Genomic DNA, 19570 nt, shown 5'->3' with positions numbered 1-19570 from the left:
TTCGGCGACATTTTCACGAGCAATAGCCGCATAAATCTGGAATCACATCATCGAATAAGTTCCATAATCTATCTTATGCGATTATTGTTTGTAGCCGGGTACATTCTATTTCCAAGTGCGACATGCCAGTGATTTCAATGGCTTCACTTTGGAGATTTTCGCATGTCCGGATGCTATTCGCAATTGACCCTCGCCGATCGTCGCCTTCTTCATCGTCTCGTTGATCAGAAAGTCACTATCAACGAGATGGCCCGCCGGCTCGGACGCCATAGGTCAACCATCTATCGCGAAATCCGTCGCAACACCTTCCATGACCGTGAGCTTCCCCAGTACACCGGTTACTTCGGGATGATCGCTGATCAACTGACCCGCGAGCGACGAAGACGCTTGCGCAAGCTGCGACGCCATCCGGATCTGCGAGCCGACGTCATCCGTCAACTCAAGGCTCGATGGTCTCCCGAGCAGATCGCCGGGCGTCTGCTGTCGGAGGGAATAAGCCCTGTTCGCGTGTCCGCCGAAACGATCTACCGGTTCATTTACAGCAAGGAAGATTATGCGCTCGGCCTCTATCAATACCTGCCGGAAGCGCGCCGCAAGCGTCGTCCTCTCCGCTCCAGAAAACCGCGCGATGGTGCTTTTCCAGCAAGCCATCGCATATCGCAAAGGCCTGATTTTATTGGAGACAGATCGCGGTTCGGGCACTGGGAGGGTGACCTCATCATATTCGAGCGTCCGTTTGGCCATGCCAATGTGACGTCACTTGTCGAACGCAAAAGCCGCTATACTGTTCTGATCAAGAACCCGAGCCGACATTCGCGACCGATCATGGACAAGATCGTGCGTGCATTCTCCAGCCTGCCCGCCTGCGCACGTCAAAGCTTTACGTTCGATCGCGGCACAGAGTTTGCGGCATTCCGGGCTTTGGAAGATGGTATCGGCGCACGAAGCTGGTTCTGTGATCCAAGCGCGCCCTGGCAAAAAGGTGCGGTGGAAAACGCCAACAAGCGCATCCGCCGCTTCCTGCCGTCGAACACGGACCTCAGCCAGATGTCGCAGGCAACGTTGAACCAGGTCGCACGTATCCTCAACAACCAGCCGAGAAAGTGCCTGGGCTACAGGACGCCGGCCGAAGCGTTCATGGCCCATTTGCATGAGGAGGCCTGATCCCCTACCCTGAAAACCGGCACGTTGCACTTGGAGTAGCTTCTCCCCCGCAAAGTTAGAATGTCCTGTTTCTGCAAAGTTGGAATGTCACACTCCCCGGATCTGATTGACGTCTGGGAGATGCAGATGGGATTGATCACCATGAGCGAGCGCGATTTGCAGCGGATCGAGGTTTTGTCGAAAGTCGTTGAAGGCCGCATGACCATTGTCGCAGCGGCGCATGTACTGGCAATCAGCGTCCGGCATATTCAGAGATTGATTGGTCGTATTGAGGCTGCCGGCGCTGCCTCGATAAGGCATAAAGCGATCGGTCGGCCGTCAAACAATAAAATAGCCACCGGCGTCCGTGATTATGTTTTGATGCTGGTGCGAGAACGCTACCTTGATTTCGGGCCAACGCTGGCGGCCGAGAAGCTCCAGGAAGAGCACGGCGTGACGGTTTCACGCGAGACCTTGCGCAAGTGGATGCAGGATGCCGGTCTATGGCTTTCGAGGAAGCAGCGGCGGACGTTTCATCAGCCGCGGTTGCGACGAGAGGCCTATGGTGAACTGGTCCAGATAGACGGCTCCGAGCATCGTTGGTTTGAGGATCGTGGGCCCGCCTGCTCGCTATTGGTCTTCGTCGACGATGCGACCGGAAAGCTGATGCAGCTGCGGTTTGTTCGGTCGGAGAGCGCTTTCACCTATTTCGAGGCGCTTTCGCTTTACCTTGAAGAGCATGGCGCACCTATCGCCTTTTACTCCGACAAACATTCCGTTTTTCGTGTCGCCCGGAAAGACGCCAAGGGCGGGCAAGGCATGACGCAGTTTGGTCGCGCGCTATCGGAACTGCACATCGAGATCCTTTGCGCCAATTCCAGCCAGGCCAAGGGACGCGTCGAGCGTATGAACAGGACATTGCAGGATCGGCTGGTCAAGGAATTGAGGCTTGCCAATATCAGTGACATGGAGACCGGCAATGCGTTTCTGCCAGCCTTCATCGAGCGATACAATGACCGCTTTGCGGTGACCCCTACCCGCCCCGACAACCTCCATCGGCCTGTCAATCTGGCGCCAAGCAGGCTGAATGACGTGCTTTGCAAACGCGAGCAAAGACACGTCGGCGCACAGCTTTCATTCTCCTATGAGCGCAAACGCATCATGCTTGAAGAGAACAACGTCACGCGCGGCCTAGTTGGAAAGTATGTCGAGACATACGCATACGCTGATGGACGACTGGATATTCGATGGAAAGGTCACTCGTTGCCTTACAAGATTTTCGACAAGGACCAGCGCGTGACCCATGCGGCTGTGGTCGAGAACAAGCGTCTCGGCGAAGTGCTGGCCTACATCAAAGAGCAGCAAGATCGAGACCACGCACCTGCGCCAAAGACCAACAGTGAGAAGATCGGCTACAAGCCGAGAGGCCGCAAACCCGGTCCGCGCACGGATTTCATGAATGATCCGGACGTCATTGCGAGACGGCAAAAGGCTCTTGCTCAAATAGATGCGGCTGAATGATCCACTTCCGGCCAAAAGCGGAAGACTGCAGCTGGCCCATTGCTGTCATAAGACGTCGTAATCAAGATTGTTGGAGAGACCATCATATCTGGCCGGACGAGCAATCCGCAGAAATAGCGCATCGCCCACCATATCGCGTGGTCAACAAAGAAGACTCCGTTCATTGCGTCAAACGCAATACACTCGTCAGATTTATTGCAATTTACGAGACAGTCAAACTCGTTCAGTTTCGGGTTCTAAACATTTCTCGAAGGAGCCAACGATGACGAACAAAGCAAACAGACCCCGCGTTGAATCTGCAAACCACGGCGTTGCCTGGGAAAAAGCATTTGGCTACGCACAAGCGGTCAAGGTTAAGGATACGATCTATGTTTCCGGTCAGCTGAGCCACGATAGCCAAGGGAATTTGGTCGCACCTGCCGAAATCGATGCCGCTGGAAAGCCAGTTTCGTTCGACACCATGGAAGCTCAGATTCGCCAAACTTATGAGAACGCCCGCGTCCTCCTACAACAATTCGGCGCAACCTTCGATGACGTGGTTGAAGAGACACTTTACGCACTGGACGTCGATGCAGCCTTCGGCCCCGCCTCGGAAATCCGGAAAAAAGTCTACGGTTCCGATCTCCCTCAGCTGGCTAGCAACATCATTGGTGTGACGCGCCTCGCCTTTCCCCAACAGCTCGTTGAGATCACGTTCCGAGCGGTCGTGGACCGTTAAATGGCGGTGCGGGTTCTCAGATAGAAAAGCACGGTTTGTCAAAAAGATCGCGCAAGTCTATGCCTTATACGGCAGCGTGGTTACTTCCTCGATCGTCTCCCTCTGGGGTGACGATCGAAGGAAGCTAAAGCCGAAGGGGGAGTTCCATCACCCGCCCCCTCCCTACCCTTGCAACCCGGCCCAGCCGGTCCGGTCGGGGGCTGATTGTTTGAGCCAGTGTCGCACTTCTCACGGGCTGAAAGAGCGACAGGGGACATTTTAACTTTGCGCAATGCGCGACATTCCAACCTTGCTGCCACATTGTTTGTGGATTGGTACATTCTATTTCCAAGTGCGACATGCCAGTGATTTCAATGGCTTCACTTTGGAGATTTTCGCATGTCCGGATGCTATTCGCAATTGACCCTCGCCGATCGTCGCCTTCTTCATCGTCTCGTTGATCAGAAAGTCACTATCAACGAGATGGCCCGCCGGCTCGGACGCCATAGGTCAACCATCTATCGCGAAATCCGTCGCAACACCTTCCATGACCGTGAGCTTCCCCAGTACACCGGTTACTTCGGGATGATCGCTGATCAACTGACCCGCGAGCGACGAAGACGCTTGCGCAAGCTGCGACGCCATCCGGATCTGCGAGCCGACGTCATCCGTCAACTCAAGGCTCGATGGTCTCCCGAGCAGATCGCCGGGCGTCTGCTGTCGGAGGGAATAAGCCCTGTTCGCGTGTCCGCCGAAACGATCTACCGGTTCATTTACAGCAAGGAAGATTATGCGCTCGGCCTCTATCAATACCTGCCGGAAGCGCGCCGCAAGCGTCGTCCTCTCCGCTCCAGAAAACCGCGCGATGGTGCTTTTCCAGCAAGCCATCGCATATCGCAAAGGCCTGATTTTATTGGAGACAGATCGCGGTTCGGGCACTGGGAGGGTGACCTCATCATATTCGAGCGTCCGTTTGGCCATGCCAATGTGACGTCACTTGTCGAACGCAAAAGCCGCTATACTGTTCTGATCAAGAACCCGAGCCGACATTCGCGACCGATCATGGACAAGATCGTGCGTGCATTCTCCAGCCTGCCCGCCTGCGCACGTCAAAGCTTTACGTTCGATCGCGGCACAGAGTTTGCGGCATTCCGGGCTTTGGAAGATGGTATCGGCGCACGAAGCTGGTTCTGTGATCCAAGCGCGCCCTGGCAAAAAGGTGCGGTGGAAAACGCCAACAAGCGCATCCGCCGCTTCCTGCCGTCGAACACGGACCTCAGCCAGATGTCGCAGGCAACGTTGAACCAGGTCGCACGTATCCTCAACAACCAGCCGAGAAAGTGCCTGGGCTACAGGACGCCGGCCGAAGCGTTCATGGCCCATTTGCATGAGGAGGCCTGATCCCCTACCCTGAAAACCGGCACGTTGCACTTGGAGTAGCTTCTCCCATTGAAGCCATCTCCCTGACGGGTGTTTTCCGATACACAGTCAAAGTTGGTCTTCCCCTATGGGCGGGATTTTGATGATCTGCCGGCGTGGTGTGGATTAAACCTCTTCCTGTGGTGTTCTCCTGAGTGCGACTACTCATGAAGGAGCTTGCGTCGTGAAATATTTCCACCCCATCACTCTCCTTATCGCGACATTGGTTTGCACGCCGGTCTCTGCCAATCCATTCTCGTCTGCGGCCGGGCGCTATCGTATCGATCCTGCCTCTCACATCCGCTTTTCAATTGCACAGGTTGCCGGCCCCGGGATCAAGGGCACAATTCCTGATATTTCCGGCCGCTTTGATATCGACCCGGACCAGCCGGCCAGATCTTACGTGGAAATCAGTCTCAACCCTTCCAGTGTCCAGACCGGGCAAGAACGGGTGGAAAACTTCCTGCGATCCAGCGCGGTTTTTAATATCGCCGTTTATCCGCAGATCGTGTTTCGCTCCAGCCGCGTTACGCAGGACGGACCGCGCAGCGCCGTGGTTGAAGGCACATTGACAGCCAGAGGCATATCCAGACCCGAAACGTTTCACGCGACATTCGTTGAACAACAGAAGGGATCCGTCACCTTCCACGTCACCGGCAATGTCGCACGCCTGCCCTATGGCATGGGTGTCGGAGTGCCGCTCTATTCGAATACGGTCGCATTCGACATCGATTTGAAGGGCGTCAGATAAAGGCGCTGGGGCAGAAAAAAATCGAGCGGCGGTGGGATTAAGTGCCGCTGGCGGGTGTTTTTCTAATATCGGGCATATCGTCCGATCCATTACCCTTCAGAGGACAATCTTCATGCGTGCACATCATTTCGTTCTGGCCGGCATAGTAACGCTTGCCGCCACGGCTGCCCTTGCCGAACCATATGCCGGTGGCGCCGTGGTTGAAAAGGCAACGGCCAAAGGCACGATCCTGACCGACGCCAAGGGCATGACCCTCTATACATTCGACAATGATACCCATGGCGCATCGGTCTGCTACGACGGCTGCGCAAAGAAATGGCCGCCCCTCGCCGCCTCGAAAACCGACAAGGCGGATGGCGACTATAAACCAATCTCCCGCAAAGATGGTACGATGCAATGGTCGCATGACGGGAAGCCGCTCTATCGCTGGCAGATGGACAGCAAGCCCGGCGATGTCACGGGCGATGGTGTCGGCGGCGTCTGGCACATTGCCAAGGAATAGTGTCCATGCCGGATTTTCTGGACGAGATGACGAGTTGCATACCAGCGCTTCGCCGCTACGCGAATGCGCTCACGCATGACCGTGACACGGCTGACGATCTCGTCCAGGACTGTCTGGAAAGAGCCATCCGTAAAAAGGCGCTGTGGAAACCGCAGGGACCGTTGCGTCCATGGTTGTACCGGGTGCTCGTCAACGTCTACCGCAACAATCTGCGCGGACGCAATCGCCGGCCCTCGCAAGTGCCGATCGACGATGTTGCGGAGCAACTGTTTGTGCCGGCGGCGCAGACGGGCCGGATTGCGCTTGCCGAAATGGCCCACGCCATTGAAAAACTGTCCAGCGAACATCGCGAGGCCCTGCTCCTCGTCGTCGTCGAGGGCCTCAGTTATGCGGAGGCGGCAGATGTTCTTGAAATTCCGCTGGGCACGCTGATGTCCCGTCTGGGGCGGGCCCGAACGGCCCTCGCCCGGATGACCCAGGAAGACCAACCAAATCTCAAGGTGATAAAATGACCGGCAGCGAACAGCAGATAACCGAAGCCGATCTGATCTCTTATGTCGACGGGCAACTCGAAGACCGGCGGCGGGACGCCGTTCGTGCCCACCTCGCCTCCAATCCGGCCGATGCACGCAAGGTTGCGATGTGGCAACAGCAGAATGCGACGCTTACGGCTCTCTACGGCCCGCTTGATACCGACGTCCTGCCCGAGCGCCTCGATGTTTACCGCATCGAGCGGCGTCTGCGGTCACAGCGCGCCGATTGGCGTAACATGGCGGCGGCATCCGTCCTCATTCTGGCCGTTGGCTTGACAGGCGGCTGGTTCGGGCGCGGGCTGGTGTCTCAGGTCATGGAACCGGCCCATTCCATCGTGGCGGATGCAGCACAGGCGCATAAGCTGTTTGCGAGCGAGGTTCTGCATCCCGTCGAAATTCGGGCCGATGCGGAGAATGCTTCCAGCCTGCCGAAATGGCTTTCGAAACGGCTGGACCGCAAACTGAACATTCCCGACCTCACCCGCCACGGTCTGTCCCTTGTCGGCGGCCGGTTGCTCCCCAGTTCCGAAGGCGCCGCCGCCCAGCTGATGTATGAGGATAAAAGCGGGCAGCGCGTCACTCTTTATATTGTGGCTGCGGTCGACTCGAGCGACACCGCCATGCGGCGCTCCAGCGTCGGTTCACTGGAGGCCATCTCCTGGGACGACGAAACCATCCGCTGTGCTTTGGTCGGCAACCTGCCTTCCGACCGCATGGACGCCATCGCGAAAGACACCTATCAACAATTGAGCTAGCCGATGAGATATTTCGAGGATCATTCCGATAGCGCATCGATGCGGGAACGGCTGTGGCGTAATACGCCCATATCCTACGGATTGGTGGCAATCGCGTTCCACTGGACAATCGCGGTGCTTTTCCTGGCGCAGCTTGCGCTGGGATATCTGATGAGCCGCGACAATATCGACCCGGTTCTTCAGTTCGACCTGTTCCAATATCACAAGTCGATAGGATTTCTGGTGCTGGCCCTCGCCGCGCCGCGTTTCCTGTGGTCGGTTTTCAGCAGAAAGCCGCAGGCTCCTGAAGGCGAAGGGCTGGCATTGAGGTTTGCCGCGCGGGCCGCTCACGCCGCATTGCTGTTCCTGACGCTCGCCGTTCCCCTCGCCGGCTGGGCAGTCGCGTCGACCTCGCCTCTGCAAATCCCCAGTTACGTCTTCGACCTCGTGGTCGTGCCGGGATTGCCTCTGGTGATTTCCGACAAGGCGGAGGCCTTCTGGAGCGAGGTTCACGCCACCCTCGCCTACCTTGCTGCGGCCATCGTATTTCTTCATGTAGCGGCGGCGTTGTGGCACCATTTCATCCGCAAGGACGCGACTCTCCGACGTATGCTTCTGTTTCCGACAGCCGCAGATAGCAGGGGTAAAACCTCCTCCTCCCGGAAATAAACGCACAAGCCGTTTTTATTTAAGTATATGTTTTTACATTATTTTTTTGTGAGAAATAAAATCCGACCGGTGACGTCGTTCGGTCTGGGAAGAATGGGCGGGTCACCTGACGTTGCATAAAAGTCGCATCGCAACGGCTTTCGGCCTTTTCTCCGCACTGGATGACTCTGCTTCGGAACGATCGTTTGTTATTGTCGCCGCCGAAGAGCATTGGCGCATCGAGGTAGACTTTGCCTAAGTAAATACCGGTCTCAATCCAGTTTCACCCGTATTGCCGGATAGCCGCAGGCTGTCGGCGAATGATCATGTTCATCGGGTGGTGGCAAGAGACCGGTCTGGCATTGTTACAATGTGCCCTGCGCAGCGCCGCTGTCTCAGCTCTTCACCGCCCCAGAACACCGCCATGCCGTTCCCGTAAGGGTTTTCTCCTGCACCATCTCGGTGGACTTCCAAATGGAAGACCAAGAGACTATGTGCAATTTACTTCGGGTCCAATGGACCATTACGCCACGAACGGCGCCCCAGCCCTGGCTTGCATGCAGCGGATGCGGCGGCCTGAGGGCGTTTCAGGCCAGTGGCAAGATCCGGCTCAATGCCAATGGCCGCAAGCTGGATGCCTGGCTTATCTATAGATGCATAATCTGCGACAAGAGCTGGAACAGGCCGATTTTCGAGCGCCAGAATGTCCGGGACATCAGCCCTGCGGTTCTCGAAGCGCTGCAGTCCAACGATCCGCAATGGATAAGGGCGGAGACCTTCAACCTCGAAGCCTTGAGACGTAAATCGCAGCGCGTCGACGAGTTTCCCGAATTCGATATCGCGAAACAGATCCGGGATGAACCTCCCGACTGGGCCATGGCGGAGATCGATCTCATGGTTCCGTTTCAGGCCGGCATACGCCTTGACCGACTGCTAGCGTCTGAACTCGGGCTTTCGCGGTCGATGCTGCAGAAGCTTCAGGATGACGGTTCGCTTCGGGCGCAGTCCGACCGTTCCGATCTTTTGCGGCGGCGGGTTAAAAACGGCACCCGGATCGTGATCGCGCGCTGCGACGGCTTCGATCCGGAGCATTTATGGAAACCCGTGACGGCGGATTTCTAACGGCATGGCGAGGGCCTGAAGGTTCAGGCCCTCGCTTGCGGCATCGTTCAACCGAAGACCCCCTGCTTCGCCTCAGGCGAGTGCCTTCTTCACCGCGGCGAGACCGCGGCGCAGGAACGGATCGGAATGGACGTAGAAGAATTGCACGCCGCGCTCCCGCCAGTGCGGCACTTCTTCCAATGTCGCGAGCGTTCCCGCGATCTTTCCGGCTGCGCGTATCTTGTCGACAGCGATGGCGACTTTTTCCATCACCACATCCGGGCGCGGCTCACCGAATGGCGGCGCGGGCGGATAGCCCATATCCTGCGAAAGATCGCCGGGACCGATGAAGAAGACGTCGATGCCCTCGACCTTCAACATCTCATTCAGAACATCGATCGCATCGACGGTCTCGATCATGGCGATGACCAGCCGCTTTTCATAATCCGACGGCAGGGCGTAACGCACCGCATCGACAATCGCGCGGGCCTCGGCGGCATTGCCGACCATGGGCACCATGATACCGTCCGCACCGGCATTTAGATAGCGAATGATGAGCGGCCGCTCGTGCGAATGCGGGCGCACGATGGCAGCGCCACCGACGGAGCGCACCACCTGCCCGGTCGCCCGCACATCCTCGAAGCTCCATGTGCCGTGCTCGCAATCGAGGAAGACCGCGTCCGCGCCCAGTTCCACCAGCCGGGCGGAAAGGCCCGACGACGTATGGTGCGGGGTGAACATGCTGATAGCCTCACCCGCCGCAAGACGGGCGCGCAGCTTTGCTCCATTCATGGACGTCTCTCCCTAGTTCTTTTTCGGCATATCCGGCGTGTCGTCCGGCGCGCCCACCCAGCGCGCGACTTCGATATCCTTCGATGTGTCACGCATATGGGTCGGGCAGATGTGCAGTTCCGGAATGACAGCGCTTTTGTTCAGGCTGGCGCAAAGCAGAATGGCGCGGGCCACGTCATGCGGATCCATCATCACGGCGCGTTCTTCCTTGAGAGGCGGACGCGCGCGGTTGTTCATGATCGGCGTATCCGTCTCGCCCGGCAGGATGGTCGTCGCGCGGATACCCTGGTTGCGATAGGTATTGTGCAGGAAGGTCATGAAATTCTTCACGCCCGCCTTCGCCGCACCATAGGCCACGCCGCCCAGAAGATTGGGATTGAGGGCGGCGAGCGAGGAGACGGTAATGATTGTGCCCTCACCTTTTTCGATCATCTCTGGCAGCACCGCCTGTGTCAGATTGAACACGGCCGTCAAATTGACGTTGATGGTGGCGTTCCACTCCTCCTCGCCGATGAAGCGGGCGTTGAGCACCTTGCTGGCGGAACCGGCATTGTTCACCAGAATATCGATGGGACCGACGGCCTCGCCGATAGACTTGACCGTGTCGAAGATCGCCTCGCGCGAAGCGATATCGAGCGTGCGGGCAATGGCCTTGCCCTTTTTCTTCTCGATCAGTTCCGCAACCTCGCGCAGCGGATCCAGACGGCGTCCGGTCAGAACGACCGTCGCCCCTTCTTTCGCCAGCAGAATTGCGGTTTCGCGGCCGATGCCTGAACCGGCGCCGGTTACCAGCGCAATTTTTCCGTTCAGCAGTCCCATTCTCATCTCCTATTCGGCTGCGGCAGCAATGGCGCCAGAATAGCCGAAGATTTCTTTCGCCGCCTTCGCGGTTACCAGACCTTCGGAAATATCCTGTTCGATCAGCGCGTGCGAACGCTCGCTGGCCCTGCCCCAGCCGCCACCGCCGGGTGTCTGAACTTCCAGACGTTCGCCGGTCTGAAGAACGACCTTGCCCTTGGGGAAATGCGACTTGCCCTGCTTCATTACCTTGCCGGCGGACCCGCTCTGGCCTTCTACCACGCCGAAGCAGGGATGGCGGACACGTTCCGATGCCAGATAGATATTCATCGGGTTCTTGCCGAGATTGCGCAGAACGACACGCTGGCCAAGGCCGCCACGATGTTTGCCGGCGCCACCGGAATCGGCGATGAGTTCCTTGCGTTCCGTCAGCACCGGAACGGCGACCTCGAACATTTCGATGGCCGTGACCTTGCAGTTGGATGGGAAGCTCAGCGTATCCAACCCGTCGAATTCAGCGCGTGCGCCCTGCCCGCCATGGAAATTCTGCACGGAACCGTATTGCGTGCCATCGTTACGCTGGCCGACGCAATTGGCCGCCCAGATCGGCGCGCCGCCGCTATCGCCCAGAACCTTTTCCGGCACGATGCCTTCCAGCGCCTTGAAGATGAGCGAAGGAATGACGTGGCCGATCAGGTTGCGTGAATTGCCCGCCGTCCACTCCTGCGGATTGAGAATGCAGCCGAGCGGCGCCTCGTCGGTGATCGGGACGATGCAGCCCTCATTATTGGGTGTTTCGGCATCGAGCAGGCATTTCAGCGCGTATACCGAATGGGCGTAACGATAATTGGTGCGGCAGTTGATCGAGTGCAGGACCTGATCCGACGTGCCGGTATAATCCACATGAATGGAATCGTCCCTGACGATCACCGAGGCTTTCAGCTTGACGTCGACATCGTACCCGTCCAGCAGGACTTCGGCGGAATAGGTGCCGTTCGGCCATTCGCGGATTGCCTTGCGCGTCTGCGCTTCGGAACGGGTATGGATGGCGTCCGCCAGTCCATCGACATCGTCCAGCCCGTATTCGTCGAGGAATTTCACCAGTTCGCGGCCCATGACATTGTTGGCGGCTATCATCGATTCCAGATCGCCGCGCACTTCCGTGGGAAGGCGCACGGAGGCTGCGATGATATCGAATACGTCCTCGTTCGGCACGCCGGCCTTGAGCAGCTTGACGATGGGAAAACGGATGCCCTCCGCGAAAATGTCGCTGGCTTCCGAATGCAGCGGCGCGCCGCCGATATCGGGAAGATGGGCGATGGACCCCGCATAGGCGACGACCTTGCCATTCTTGAAGATCGGCGTGATCATCGTCACGTCAGGCAGATGGCCGGTTCCGATTTCCGGATCGTTGGTGGCCAAAACATCGCCCTCTTCCAGCATCTCGACCGGAAACTTCGGCAGGAAATATTTCTGCGCCGCTGCGGGCAGCGAGGTGATGAAAACCGGGATCGACCAGGTGCATTGCGCCAGCGCCCTGCCCTTACTGTCGAGAAGAACCGTAACGTAATCATGGTTCTCTCGCACGATCGGCGAAAACGCCGTCTTGCCGAGCACGTTATCGGCCTGATCCGCGATGAAGATCAGGCGGTTCCACATGACCTGAAGGTTGATCGGATCGTTGAAATCGGTTGCGGGTTTCGACATCTGACTGCCCCCTTAGAGAATGTTGATCACGAGATTGCCGTGGGCATCGACATGGAAGGTGCCGCTCGGCCCGACAACGGCCGTCGATTCCCGCTGTTCCACAATGGCAGGCCCCTTCACCTCGTGGCCGACCGGCAGCTTGTAGTGGTCGTAAACCGAGGTTTCGACATAACCGCCCGCCTCAAGGAAATAGACCTGCCGGCTGCCCTTGCGGGCTTCGGCAACGACGGTTTCATGCGGCCGGGTGACCTGATCCTTCTCGCCGCTGGCGCGGAGACGCCAGGTGATGACTTCCAGCGGTGCGGCCACCGTGCGGCCGAACAATTCGCGATAGAGCTTGAAGAAACTGCTGCGCAATTCTTCAAGGAAAAGGTCTTTCGGCAGGTTGCGGTCGGGCAGTACCACCGTGATCTCGTGTCCCTGACCCACATGGCGCATATCCACGGTATAGCGATTGCTGATCGTCTCCTTCGGAACGCCGGCGGCCGAAACGACTTCCGCCCCTTGAGCGGAAAGATCATCGAGCAGGCGGTTCATGGCATTGATATCCCAGGCGTCGAGCGCCATCGGATGGCTTGCGGAGAGATCGACGGCGACCGGCGCGATCAACAGGCCGATGGCGGAGCTGACGCCCGCGCCGGTCGGGCAGATGATGCGTGAAATGCCTAGCTTGCGGGCGATGCCGTAGGCATGGACCGGGCCTGCCCCTCCGAAGGCCACCATCGGCAGCGAACGCGGATCGACGCCGAGATCGGTCGCATGCATGGCCGCTGCCTTGCTCATGGATTCATTGACGAGATCGTGGATGCCCCAGGCGCAGCGCTCGACGGACACATCGAGAGAAGTGGCCAATTTCGACATCGCCCCGTGGGCGGCGTCCTTCGACACCTTGAACGAGCCGCCGACGAAGGATTCCGTTCCCATGTAACCGAGCAGAATATCGGCATCGGTTACCGTCGGTTCTGTTCCGCCGCGCTGGTAGGCGGCCGGTCCCGGCATGGCGCCGGCGGAATGCGGGCCGACATCGAGCAGGCCGAGAGGGTTCTTCGCGGCGATGGAACCACCGCCGGCGCCGATCTCGATCATCTGGATCGACTGAATTTTCAGCGGAAAACCGGATCCCTTGCGGAAACGCTGGTAATGCGCGACTTCGAGATCGGTCCCGACATTCGGCTCGCCATCGGGAATGAGGCAGAGCTTGGCGGTGGTGCCGCCCATGTCGAAGGAAAGCACGCTCGCCTCACCCGCCGTGCGGCCGAATTCGGCGGCGGCGACAGCACCTGCGGCGGGGCCGGATTCGATAAGGCGCACGGGAAGTTCGGCGGCACGGCGGCTCGGCACAAGACCGCCCGAAGAGGTCATCCACAGCACCTGCCGGTCGATTCCCTTCTCAGCAAACTCCCGCTGCAGATGGGCGACGTGGCCGGACATTTGCGGGCGGGTATAGGCATTGACCACCGTCGTCGAGGCGCGGTCGAATTCGCGCATTTCCGGGCAGACCTCGGAAGACAAGGACACGAAGATATCCGGGTCTTCCTCACGCAGAAGTGCGGCGACGCGCTGCTCATGCTGCGGATATTTGTAAGCGTGCAGCAGGCAGACCGCCACCGAGCGGATGCCCTTTTCCTTCAGCCGTCCGGCAATCTCGCGGACGGTTTCTTCCTTGAGCTCCGTCATCACCTCACCATCGGCGGCGATGCGTTCCTCTGCGCCAAAGCTGTTGGCGCGGGTGACCAGCGGATCGGGATATTTGATGTTCAGATCGTAGAGATCGTAACGCCCCTCGTTGCGGATCCGCAGCATGTCCTGAAAACCGTCGGTGGTGACGAAGCCGGTTTCCACGCCCTTGCGCTCCAGAACGGCATTGGTGACGACGGTGGTTGCGCCAAGCACCTGCAGGTTCTCGATGGCAATCGCATCGCCATGTTTTTCGAGCAGTTCCGATACGCCCTGGACAACAGCTTCCGCCGGATTTTTCGGCGTGCTCAGGACTTTATGGAGGTGAAGTTCGCCGCTGTCATCCAGAAGCGCGAAATCGGTAAAGGTACCGCCAGTATCGAAAGCCAGTTTTGCCATTGTTTCCCTCGAGCGACCATGCAGCCTCTTTGGCTGCCTTGTGGACCCAAATTTGAATCCGTTCACTGATGGAAAATTGAAGCCTTCAGCCGGCCTTTACCAACACAACCTCGGTCTGCCGCCATAGGGTTTGCTTATAGCGAATTCAGATGGCGCGAATGCCGGGGTGGTGGCCGCTCTTGAGCTTGGTGACGATCTCGAGAAGCACGGAACGCGCCGCCAGAGCCGGCTCGGAAAGCGGCATATGATCGGAAACGCAGAGCGAAACCGTGGCGTCTATGACGGGGGTTGTCAGCGGGTGCAGCTGCGCGCCGCTGAAGCTCGGGGTTTCCAGAACAACGGAGGCTGGAAGGATAGTCGAGCCGAGACCGTCCAGCACCGCAGCGCCCAAAGCAGGCACGGATTCCAGTTCGGAAATGACCTCCGGCTTTGCGCGCGCCCGCGCCAGCCCTTCATCGATGAGCCGGCGAAGGAAATGCGCCTTGCTCGGTAGCAACATCGCGTGGCCATCCAGCGCCGAGAGCGGAAGCGGCTGACCGGGGTCGGCCGGCAACTTCATATCGGCGGGCGAGACAAGGAACATTTCTTCGCGGAACAAAGGTTCCAGCGTTACGCCCTTGATCGGATCGGAGGTGTAGATCAGCGCCATGTCCATCTTGCCGGTCATGATCAGCTCGCTGAGGATATGGCCGAAACTGTCGTTGATATGGACCGTAATGGCGGGAAACCGCGCCCTCATCTCCTTGATAAGCGGCAGCGACAGTGCGCTGGACGATGAATAGGTCGCAAGCCCGATGGAGACGCGGCCGGAGACCGAGCGGGCCGAGCGGTCGATATCGGTCTGCGCCTGCTCGATCTGCTTCAGCATGATCTGCGCATGGCGATAGAGGATCAACCCCGCTTCGGTTGGCGTGATACCGACATTGCTGCGTAGCAGGAGCTGGTGTTTGAAATGCTGTTCCAGCGACGCGATCTGCTGCGACAGCGCCGGCTGCGCCACACGAAGAATGCCGGCGGCACGCGAAACGCTGCCGGTATCGACGATCTTGACGAAGCTCTTGAGTTTTTTGAAATCGACGCTCATCGGTCCCCACTTTTTTGGGGAAATCCTAGCGCATCGATGCGGAAACAGGAATGGATTTCTGCAAGGACGATGCGTAATTTCAATGGGATAGAGAGTTTTACACGCCCGCACGCGGTAGACGACACAAGTGCTTTATGTAATCGGACATTTCCTCACCCTCATTCCTGTGCCCGTCACAGGAATCCAGCCGACGCGGCTCTCGCGCGGCCGGAACAGTCCTTTCAGCCCAAGGACTTGGGCTGGCTGGATCCCTGTGACAAGCATAGGGATGAGGGACGGTGAGCGGACCACAAAAAAAGCCTCCTTTGGGCCAAGCGGTCTGTCTTACCGCAGCGCAGCCACCGCCCGTTCGATGCGGTCGCATGCATCCTCCAGCACCTCCATGGAGGTGGCGAAGGAAATGCGGAAATAGGGCGAAAGCCCGTAGGCCGCACCCTGAAGAGCCGCCACGCCGACGCTGTCGAGGAGATAGAGGACGAAATCGAGATCGTTTTCGATCACCTTGCCATCCGCCGTCGTTTTGCCGATCACCCCGGCGCAGCTCGGATAGAGGTAGAAAGCCCCATCCGGAACCATGCAGGAGAGGCCGGGGATCGCGTTCAGACGTGCGCAAGCGTAGTCGCGCCGCTGTTTATAGACTGCGACGCTTTCCGTCACGAATGTCTGGTCGCCGGAAAGCGCATGGGCGGCGGCGGCCTGGCTGACCGAGGACGGGCAGGATGACATTTGCGATTGCAACTTGTTGATGGCGGCGACGAGTGCTGCCGGCCCTGCCCCGTAACCGATCCGCCATCCCGTCATGGCATAGGATTTTGAAACGCCGTTGGTCAGAAGCACGCGGTTTTTCAGTTCCGGAACGACGGCAACGAGGGTTTTCATCGGCTCGTCCCTGAACCAGACCTGATCGTAAATATCATCGGATAGGACCATGACGTGCGGATGGCGCAGCAATACGTCGCCCAGCGCCTTCAGTTCCGCTTCGCTATAGGCAGCACCCGTCGGGTTCGAGGGGGCGTTGAGGATCAGCCACAGCGTCTTCGGGGTGATCGCCGCTTCCAGCGCTTCGGCCGTCAGTTTGAACCCCGTTTCCTCCGGGCACGCGACGATGACGGGCGTGCCGTCATTGGCGATGACCATATCAGGATAAGACACCCAGTAAGGAGCCGGAATGATGACTTCCGCACCGTTTTCCACGCTGGCCATCAGCGCCAGGAACAGGATCTGCTTGGCGCCGCCGCCGACGCAGATTTCGCTATCGCCATAGGCGATGCCAAGACGTTTCTGGAAGTCGCCGATGATCGCCTTGCGAAGCGCCGGCGTGCCGTTGACAGCGGTATATTTGGTCTCTCCCCGGTCGATGGCGGCATGCGCCGCAGCCTTGACGGCTTGCGGCGTATCGAAATCCGGCTCGCCCACCGTCAGGTCGGCGATATCGCGGCCTGCGGCTTTCAATTCGCGGGCGCGGGCCGCCGCCGCCGTGCTTGGCGAAACCCTAATTTTCGACACGCGTGATGCTGGCACGAAAGTGCTCATGGTCTTTCCTCGTCTGATATAAAGCTTTGGACCAGTCAGTGCGCGGCTTCGAGTTCGCCGCGCATCTTTCCGGTCAGGAACAATTCGCCAAGTTCATCATGGGTGATCTCCGCCGGCGTGCCATCCCAGATCACCTTGCCGAGACGGAGAATGACGGCGCGCTGCGCCACCTCCATGGCCTTTTTGGTGTTCTGCTCAACAAGCAGGATGGTCATGCCATTCGCATGCAGGCGCAGGAGTTCATCGAATACGATGCCGATTGCGGCCGGCGACAGGCCGACCGAGGGCTCATCCACCAGCAGCACCTTCGGCCGCTGCAGAACCGCCATCGCCACTTCGAGCAATTGCTGCTCGCCGCCCGACATATTGCCTGCGAGCGTCGAACGCCGTGTCTTCAGGATCGGGAAAAGATCGTAGACATAATCCCGGTCCGCCTTCACCTTTGCATCGCGAATGGTATAGGCGGCCATTTGCAGGTTTTCATCGACCGTCATCACCGGGAAGTTGCAACGGCCCTGCGGCACGAAGGATATGCCCTCGCCCAGAATGGCGCGCGACGACAATCCGGCGATATTTTTGCCACGCCAGTCGATGCCGCCTTCCTTGATGGTTGTCATGCCATAGAGCGTTTTGAGCAGGGTGGATTTGCCCGCACCGTTCGGCCCCATGAGGGCCACGAATTGCCCGGCCGGCACATCCAGATCGACGCCGTTCAGGATATCGAGATTGCCGTAACCCGCGCGCAGGCCCTTGATGGAAAGATTGCTGTCAGCCGCCAAGATAGGCCTCCCTCACACGCTGGTCCTGAATGATGTCATGCGGCAGTCCCTCGACCAGTTTCGTTCCCTGATCCAGCACGACGACGCGCTGGCAGATGCTGGTGACGACATCGATGTTGTGTTCGATGACGAGGAAGCTCACGCCAAGCGATTTATTCGCATATTGGATCGTCTCCACCACACGCTCGATGATCTTCGGATTGATGCCCGCCATCGGCTCGTCGAGCAGGATGAGCTTCGGCTCCGGCATCAGCATGGAAGCGAACTGGATGAGTTTCTGCTGACCGCCGGAGAGGTTGCCGGCGGGCTGATGGCGAACGTCCCACAGCCCCGCCATCTTGATCAACTCGCGCGCCCGCTCTCTCAACCCGCCCACGCGGCGGCGCGACATGCCGCCGAGACCGAAGGTCGACAATAGCGAGGGAAAGGTGAACATCTGGCCGGCGATGACAAGGTTTTCCTCCACATCGAGCGCCTTGAAGGTGACTGTCTTCTGGAAAGACCGCAGCATGCGGCCTTCGCGGGCGATGCGGTTGAGCGACCAGCCGGTGATGTCCTGCCCGTCAAGGATCACCTTGCCGGTGTCCGGCCGGGCAAGCCCGGTGCTGCAATCGAAGAAGGTGGACTTTCCGGAGCCGTTAGGCCCGATCAACCCGGCGATTTCGCCGCGATTGATGTGCATGCTGACATCGTTGACCGCCTTCACCGCACCGTAGGACTTGCTGAGGTTCTTTATCTCGAGGATGGGAAGATGAGCCGTCATTTCGAACCTCCGATCGCGTTCCAGAAGCGATTGATCAGGGGAGCAAAGCCCTTTTTGAACCAGAAGACGAGAACGAGAAGGCAGAAACCATAGGCGATCATCCGCACTTCTGGCGCGACGCGCAGCGCCTCGGTCAGACCGACGAAAAGCAGGCTACCGAACACGGTTCCCGAAATCATGCCAGCACCACCGCCAAGAACGATGATCAGCATCGTCGTCGAATAATACATCTGGAAGGTCAGCGGGCTGACCACCGTGAGATAATGGGCATAGAGGCTGCCCCCCACCCCGGCAAAGACGGCGCTCAGCATGAAAACGATCAGCTTGTAGCGCCAGGTCGGAACGCCGAGAGACTCCGCCAGCGTCTCGTTTTCGCGAATGGCCACCATGTTGCGGCCGGCCGGCGAGCGGACGATTGCCCATGCGGCAAGCGTTCCCAGCACGCAGATGGCCAGAGCCAGATAATAGAAACTGGTGGTTCCGCTGACCGTGAAGGAGAGCGGGCCAAGCTCGAAATAGGGTTTCGGGATGCCGGAAAGGCCCATGTCACCGCGGGTCAGTGAAATCCAGTTCTTGGCGATTGCCTGGCCGATGATGACGAAACCGAGCGTACACATGACGAAGGATGTCGAGCGAAGTCGCAACGCCGGAATGCCGAGCGGCAGGGCAAGCGCGCCGGAGACGAGGCCGGCGGCAATAAGGTTCACATAAAACGGCGTTTCATAGTGAACCGCCAGCAGGCCGGCCGTATAGGCGCCGATGCCGAAGAAAGCAGCCTGCGCCAGCGAGAGCAGGCCGGTATAGCCGACGAGCAGATTGAGCCCATGCGCCGGCAGCATGAAGATGAGTGCGATGATCAGCGAATGGGTTACGTAACGCGTGCCGATGAAGGGCGCGGCAAGTGCAACGATAATCAGGACGGCGGCGAGCGGAATGCGCAGATCGCGGCGGCGTGCCTGGGGAACGGTGTCTGTGAGAGACATGTCTAG

The 19570-nt window shown here is 58.7% G+C and carries 19 protein-coding genes; 10 read left to right on the top strand and 9 right to left on the bottom strand.

Annotation, left to right across the window (positions count from 1 at the left end):
* Nucleotides 1-162: 162 nt before the first annotated feature.
* The 10 genes from ACQZ5K_RS06900 (at nucleotide 163) to ACQZ5K_RS06855 (ending at nucleotide 9070) form a co-directional block, all read left to right on the top strand.
* Nucleotides 163-1164, top strand: a complete 1002-nt coding sequence (locus ACQZ5K_RS06900) for an IS30 family transposase (RefSeq protein ID WP_448739967.1) — start codon at nucleotides 163-165, stop codon at nucleotides 1162-1164.
* 126 nt (nucleotides 1165-1290) lie between these two features.
* The gene (locus tag ACQZ5K_RS06895) at nucleotides 1291-2664 is read left to right on the top strand and encodes an ISNCY family transposase (protein ID WP_448739969.1); all 1374 of its coding nucleotides are present in this window, start codon (nucleotides 1291-1293) and stop codon (nucleotides 2662-2664) included.
* Between the two features lie 262 nt (nucleotides 2665-2926).
* The gene (locus ACQZ5K_RS06890) at nucleotides 2927-3382 is read left to right on the top strand and encodes a Rid family hydrolase (protein ID WP_448739968.1); all 456 of its coding nucleotides are present in this window, start codon (nucleotides 2927-2929) and stop codon (nucleotides 3380-3382) included.
* Nucleotides 3383-3760: 378 nt separating this feature from the next.
* On the top strand, nucleotides 3761-4762 hold the full coding sequence (locus ACQZ5K_RS06885) for an IS30 family transposase (RefSeq protein WP_448739967.1): 1002 nt from the start codon (nucleotides 3761-3763) through the stop codon (nucleotides 4760-4762).
* A 202-nt stretch (nucleotides 4763-4964) separates the two neighbouring features.
* Entirely contained in the window at nucleotides 4965-5531 is a 567-nt protein-coding gene (locus ACQZ5K_RS06880; protein WP_448739966.1) for a YceI family protein, read from the top strand.
* A gap of 112 nt (nucleotides 5532-5643) precedes the next feature.
* Complete coding sequence (locus ACQZ5K_RS06875; RefSeq protein ID WP_448739965.1) at nucleotides 5644-6033, top strand: COG4315 family predicted lipoprotein; 390 nt, start codon at nucleotides 5644-5646, stop codon at nucleotides 6031-6033.
* A 5-nt stretch (nucleotides 6034-6038) separates the two neighbouring features.
* Complete coding sequence (locus ACQZ5K_RS06870; protein WP_448739964.1) at nucleotides 6039-6545, top strand: sigma-70 family RNA polymerase sigma factor; 507 nt, start codon at nucleotides 6039-6041, stop codon at nucleotides 6543-6545.
* Nucleotides 6542-7321 carry an anti-sigma factor family protein gene (locus tag ACQZ5K_RS06865; RefSeq protein WP_448739963.1) on the top strand — a complete coding sequence of 260 codons (780 nt, stop codon included), beginning with the start codon at nucleotides 6542-6544 and terminating at the stop codon, nucleotides 7319-7321. The genes ACQZ5K_RS06870 and ACQZ5K_RS06865 overlap by 4 nt, the downstream gene beginning before the upstream one ends.
* 3 nt (nucleotides 7322-7324) lie before the next feature.
* Nucleotides 7325-7969, top strand: a complete 645-nt coding sequence (locus tag ACQZ5K_RS06860) for a cytochrome b (protein ID WP_448739962.1) — start codon at nucleotides 7325-7327, stop codon at nucleotides 7967-7969.
* A 471-nt stretch (nucleotides 7970-8440) separates the two neighbouring features.
* The gene (locus tag ACQZ5K_RS06855) at nucleotides 8441-9070 is read left to right on the top strand and encodes a DUF1062 domain-containing protein (RefSeq protein ID WP_448739961.1); all 630 of its coding nucleotides are present in this window, start codon (nucleotides 8441-8443) and stop codon (nucleotides 9068-9070) included.
* A 72-nt stretch (nucleotides 9071-9142) separates the two neighbouring features.
* Here ACQZ5K_RS06855 and ACQZ5K_RS06850 read toward each other — a convergent pair whose 3' ends face one another.
* From ACQZ5K_RS06850 to ACQZ5K_RS06810, 9 genes are all read right to left on the bottom strand, one after another.
* Nucleotides 9143-9841, bottom strand: a complete 699-nt coding sequence (locus tag ACQZ5K_RS06850) for an HpcH/HpaI aldolase family protein (protein WP_448739960.1) — start codon at nucleotides 9839-9841, stop codon at nucleotides 9143-9145.
* A 12-nt stretch (nucleotides 9842-9853) separates the two neighbouring features.
* Nucleotides 9854-10660 (bottom strand): SDR family oxidoreductase, encoded by an 807-nt coding sequence (locus tag ACQZ5K_RS06845; RefSeq protein ID WP_448739959.1) that lies wholly within the window; start codon nucleotides 10658-10660, stop codon nucleotides 9854-9856.
* A 9-nt stretch (nucleotides 10661-10669) separates the two neighbouring features.
* Complete coding sequence (locus tag ACQZ5K_RS06840; protein ID WP_448739958.1) at nucleotides 10670-12346, bottom strand: hydantoinase B/oxoprolinase family protein; 1677 nt, start codon at nucleotides 12344-12346, stop codon at nucleotides 10670-10672.
* Between the two features lie 12 nt (nucleotides 12347-12358).
* Nucleotides 12359-14422 (bottom strand): hydantoinase/oxoprolinase family protein, encoded by a 2064-nt coding sequence (locus tag ACQZ5K_RS06835; RefSeq protein WP_448739957.1) that lies wholly within the window; start codon nucleotides 14420-14422, stop codon nucleotides 12359-12361.
* 145 nt (nucleotides 14423-14567) lie between these two features.
* Nucleotides 14568-15506, bottom strand: coding sequence for a nitrogen assimilation transcriptional regulator NAC (nac, locus tag ACQZ5K_RS06830; protein WP_448739956.1), 939 nt, complete (start codon nucleotides 15504-15506; stop codon nucleotides 14568-14570).
* A gap of 324 nt (nucleotides 15507-15830) precedes the next feature.
* Nucleotides 15831-17039 (bottom strand): aspartate transaminase, encoded by a 1209-nt coding sequence (locus ACQZ5K_RS06825; protein WP_448739955.1) that lies wholly within the window; start codon nucleotides 17037-17039, stop codon nucleotides 15831-15833.
* A 35-nt stretch (nucleotides 17040-17074) separates the two neighbouring features.
* Nucleotides 17075-17818: a branched-chain amino acid ABC transporter ATP-binding protein gene (locus ACQZ5K_RS06820; protein WP_080828768.1), complete on the bottom strand. Its 744-nt coding sequence runs from the start codon at nucleotides 17816-17818 to the stop codon at nucleotides 17075-17077.
* Nucleotides 17808-18581 carry an ABC transporter ATP-binding protein gene (locus ACQZ5K_RS06815; protein ID WP_448739954.1) on the bottom strand — a complete coding sequence of 258 codons (774 nt, stop codon included), beginning with the start codon at nucleotides 18579-18581 and terminating at the stop codon, nucleotides 17808-17810. Before ACQZ5K_RS06815 ends, ACQZ5K_RS06820 begins: the two co-directional genes overlap by 11 nt.
* Nucleotides 18578-19564 (bottom strand): branched-chain amino acid ABC transporter permease, encoded by a 987-nt coding sequence (locus tag ACQZ5K_RS06810; RefSeq protein WP_448736907.1) that lies wholly within the window; start codon nucleotides 19562-19564, stop codon nucleotides 18578-18580. Before ACQZ5K_RS06810 ends, ACQZ5K_RS06815 begins: the two co-directional genes overlap by 4 nt.
* Nucleotides 19565-19570 lie beyond the last annotated feature (6 nt).

It is taken from the genome of Agrobacterium sp. 22-226-1 (assembly GCF_053522345.1).
This window is presented reverse-complemented; position numbering and strand designations above follow the sequence as displayed.

What these genes read in the sequence shown, in the direction of transcription:
- ACQZ5K_RS06900 (WP_448739967.1), top strand. Translation starts at nt 163, where the DNA reads ATGTCCGGATGCTATTCGCAATTGACCCTCGCCGATCGTCGCCTTCTT.
- ACQZ5K_RS06895 (WP_448739969.1), top strand. Translation starts at nt 1,291, where the DNA reads ATGGGATTGATCACCATGAGCGAGCGCGATTTGCAGCGGATCGAGGTT.
- ACQZ5K_RS06890 (WP_448739968.1), top strand. Translation starts at nt 2,927, where the DNA reads ATGACGAACAAAGCAAACAGACCCCGCGTTGAATCTGCAAACCACGGC.
- ACQZ5K_RS06885 (WP_448739967.1), top strand. Translation starts at nt 3,761, where the DNA reads ATGTCCGGATGCTATTCGCAATTGACCCTCGCCGATCGTCGCCTTCTT.
- ACQZ5K_RS06875 (WP_448739965.1), top strand. Translation starts at nt 5,644, where the DNA reads ATGCGTGCACATCATTTCGTTCTGGCCGGCATAGTAACGCTTGCCGCC.
- ACQZ5K_RS06870 (WP_448739964.1), top strand. Translation starts at nt 6,039, where the DNA reads ATGCCGGATTTTCTGGACGAGATGACGAGTTGCATACCAGCGCTTCGC.
- ACQZ5K_RS06865 (WP_448739963.1), top strand. Translation starts at nt 6,542, where the DNA reads ATGACCGGCAGCGAACAGCAGATAACCGAAGCCGATCTGATCTCTTAT.
- ACQZ5K_RS06860 (WP_448739962.1), top strand. Translation starts at nt 7,325, where the DNA reads ATGAGATATTTCGAGGATCATTCCGATAGCGCATCGATGCGGGAACGG.
- ACQZ5K_RS06855 (WP_448739961.1), top strand. Translation starts at nt 8,441, where the DNA reads ATGTGCAATTTACTTCGGGTCCAATGGACCATTACGCCACGAACGGCG.
- ACQZ5K_RS06850 (WP_448739960.1), bottom strand. Translation starts at nt 9,841, where the DNA reads ATGAATGGAGCAAAGCTGCGCGCCCGTCTTGCGGCGGGTGAGGCTATC.
- ACQZ5K_RS06845 (WP_448739959.1), bottom strand. Translation starts at nt 10,660, where the DNA reads ATGGGACTGCTGAACGGAAAAATTGCGCTGGTAACCGGCGCCGGTTCA.
- ACQZ5K_RS06840 (WP_448739958.1), bottom strand. Translation starts at nt 12,346, where the DNA reads ATGTCGAAACCCGCAACCGATTTCAACGATCCGATCAACCTTCAGGTC.
- ACQZ5K_RS06835 (WP_448739957.1), bottom strand. Translation starts at nt 14,422, where the DNA reads ATGGCAAAACTGGCTTTCGATACTGGCGGTACCTTTACCGATTTCGCG.
- nac (WP_448739956.1), bottom strand. Translation starts at nt 15,506, where the DNA reads ATGAGCGTCGATTTCAAAAAACTCAAGAGCTTCGTCAAGATCGTCGAT.
- ACQZ5K_RS06825 (WP_448739955.1), bottom strand. Translation starts at nt 17,039, where the DNA reads ATGAGCACTTTCGTGCCAGCATCACGCGTGTCGAAAATTAGGGTTTCG.
- ACQZ5K_RS06815 (WP_448739954.1), bottom strand. Translation starts at nt 18,581, where the DNA reads ATGACGGCTCATCTTCCCATCCTCGAGATAAAGAACCTCAGCAAGTCC.
- ACQZ5K_RS06810 (WP_448736907.1), bottom strand. Translation starts at nt 19,564, where the DNA reads ATGTCTCTCACAGACACCGTTCCCCAGGCACGCCGCCGCGATCTGCGC.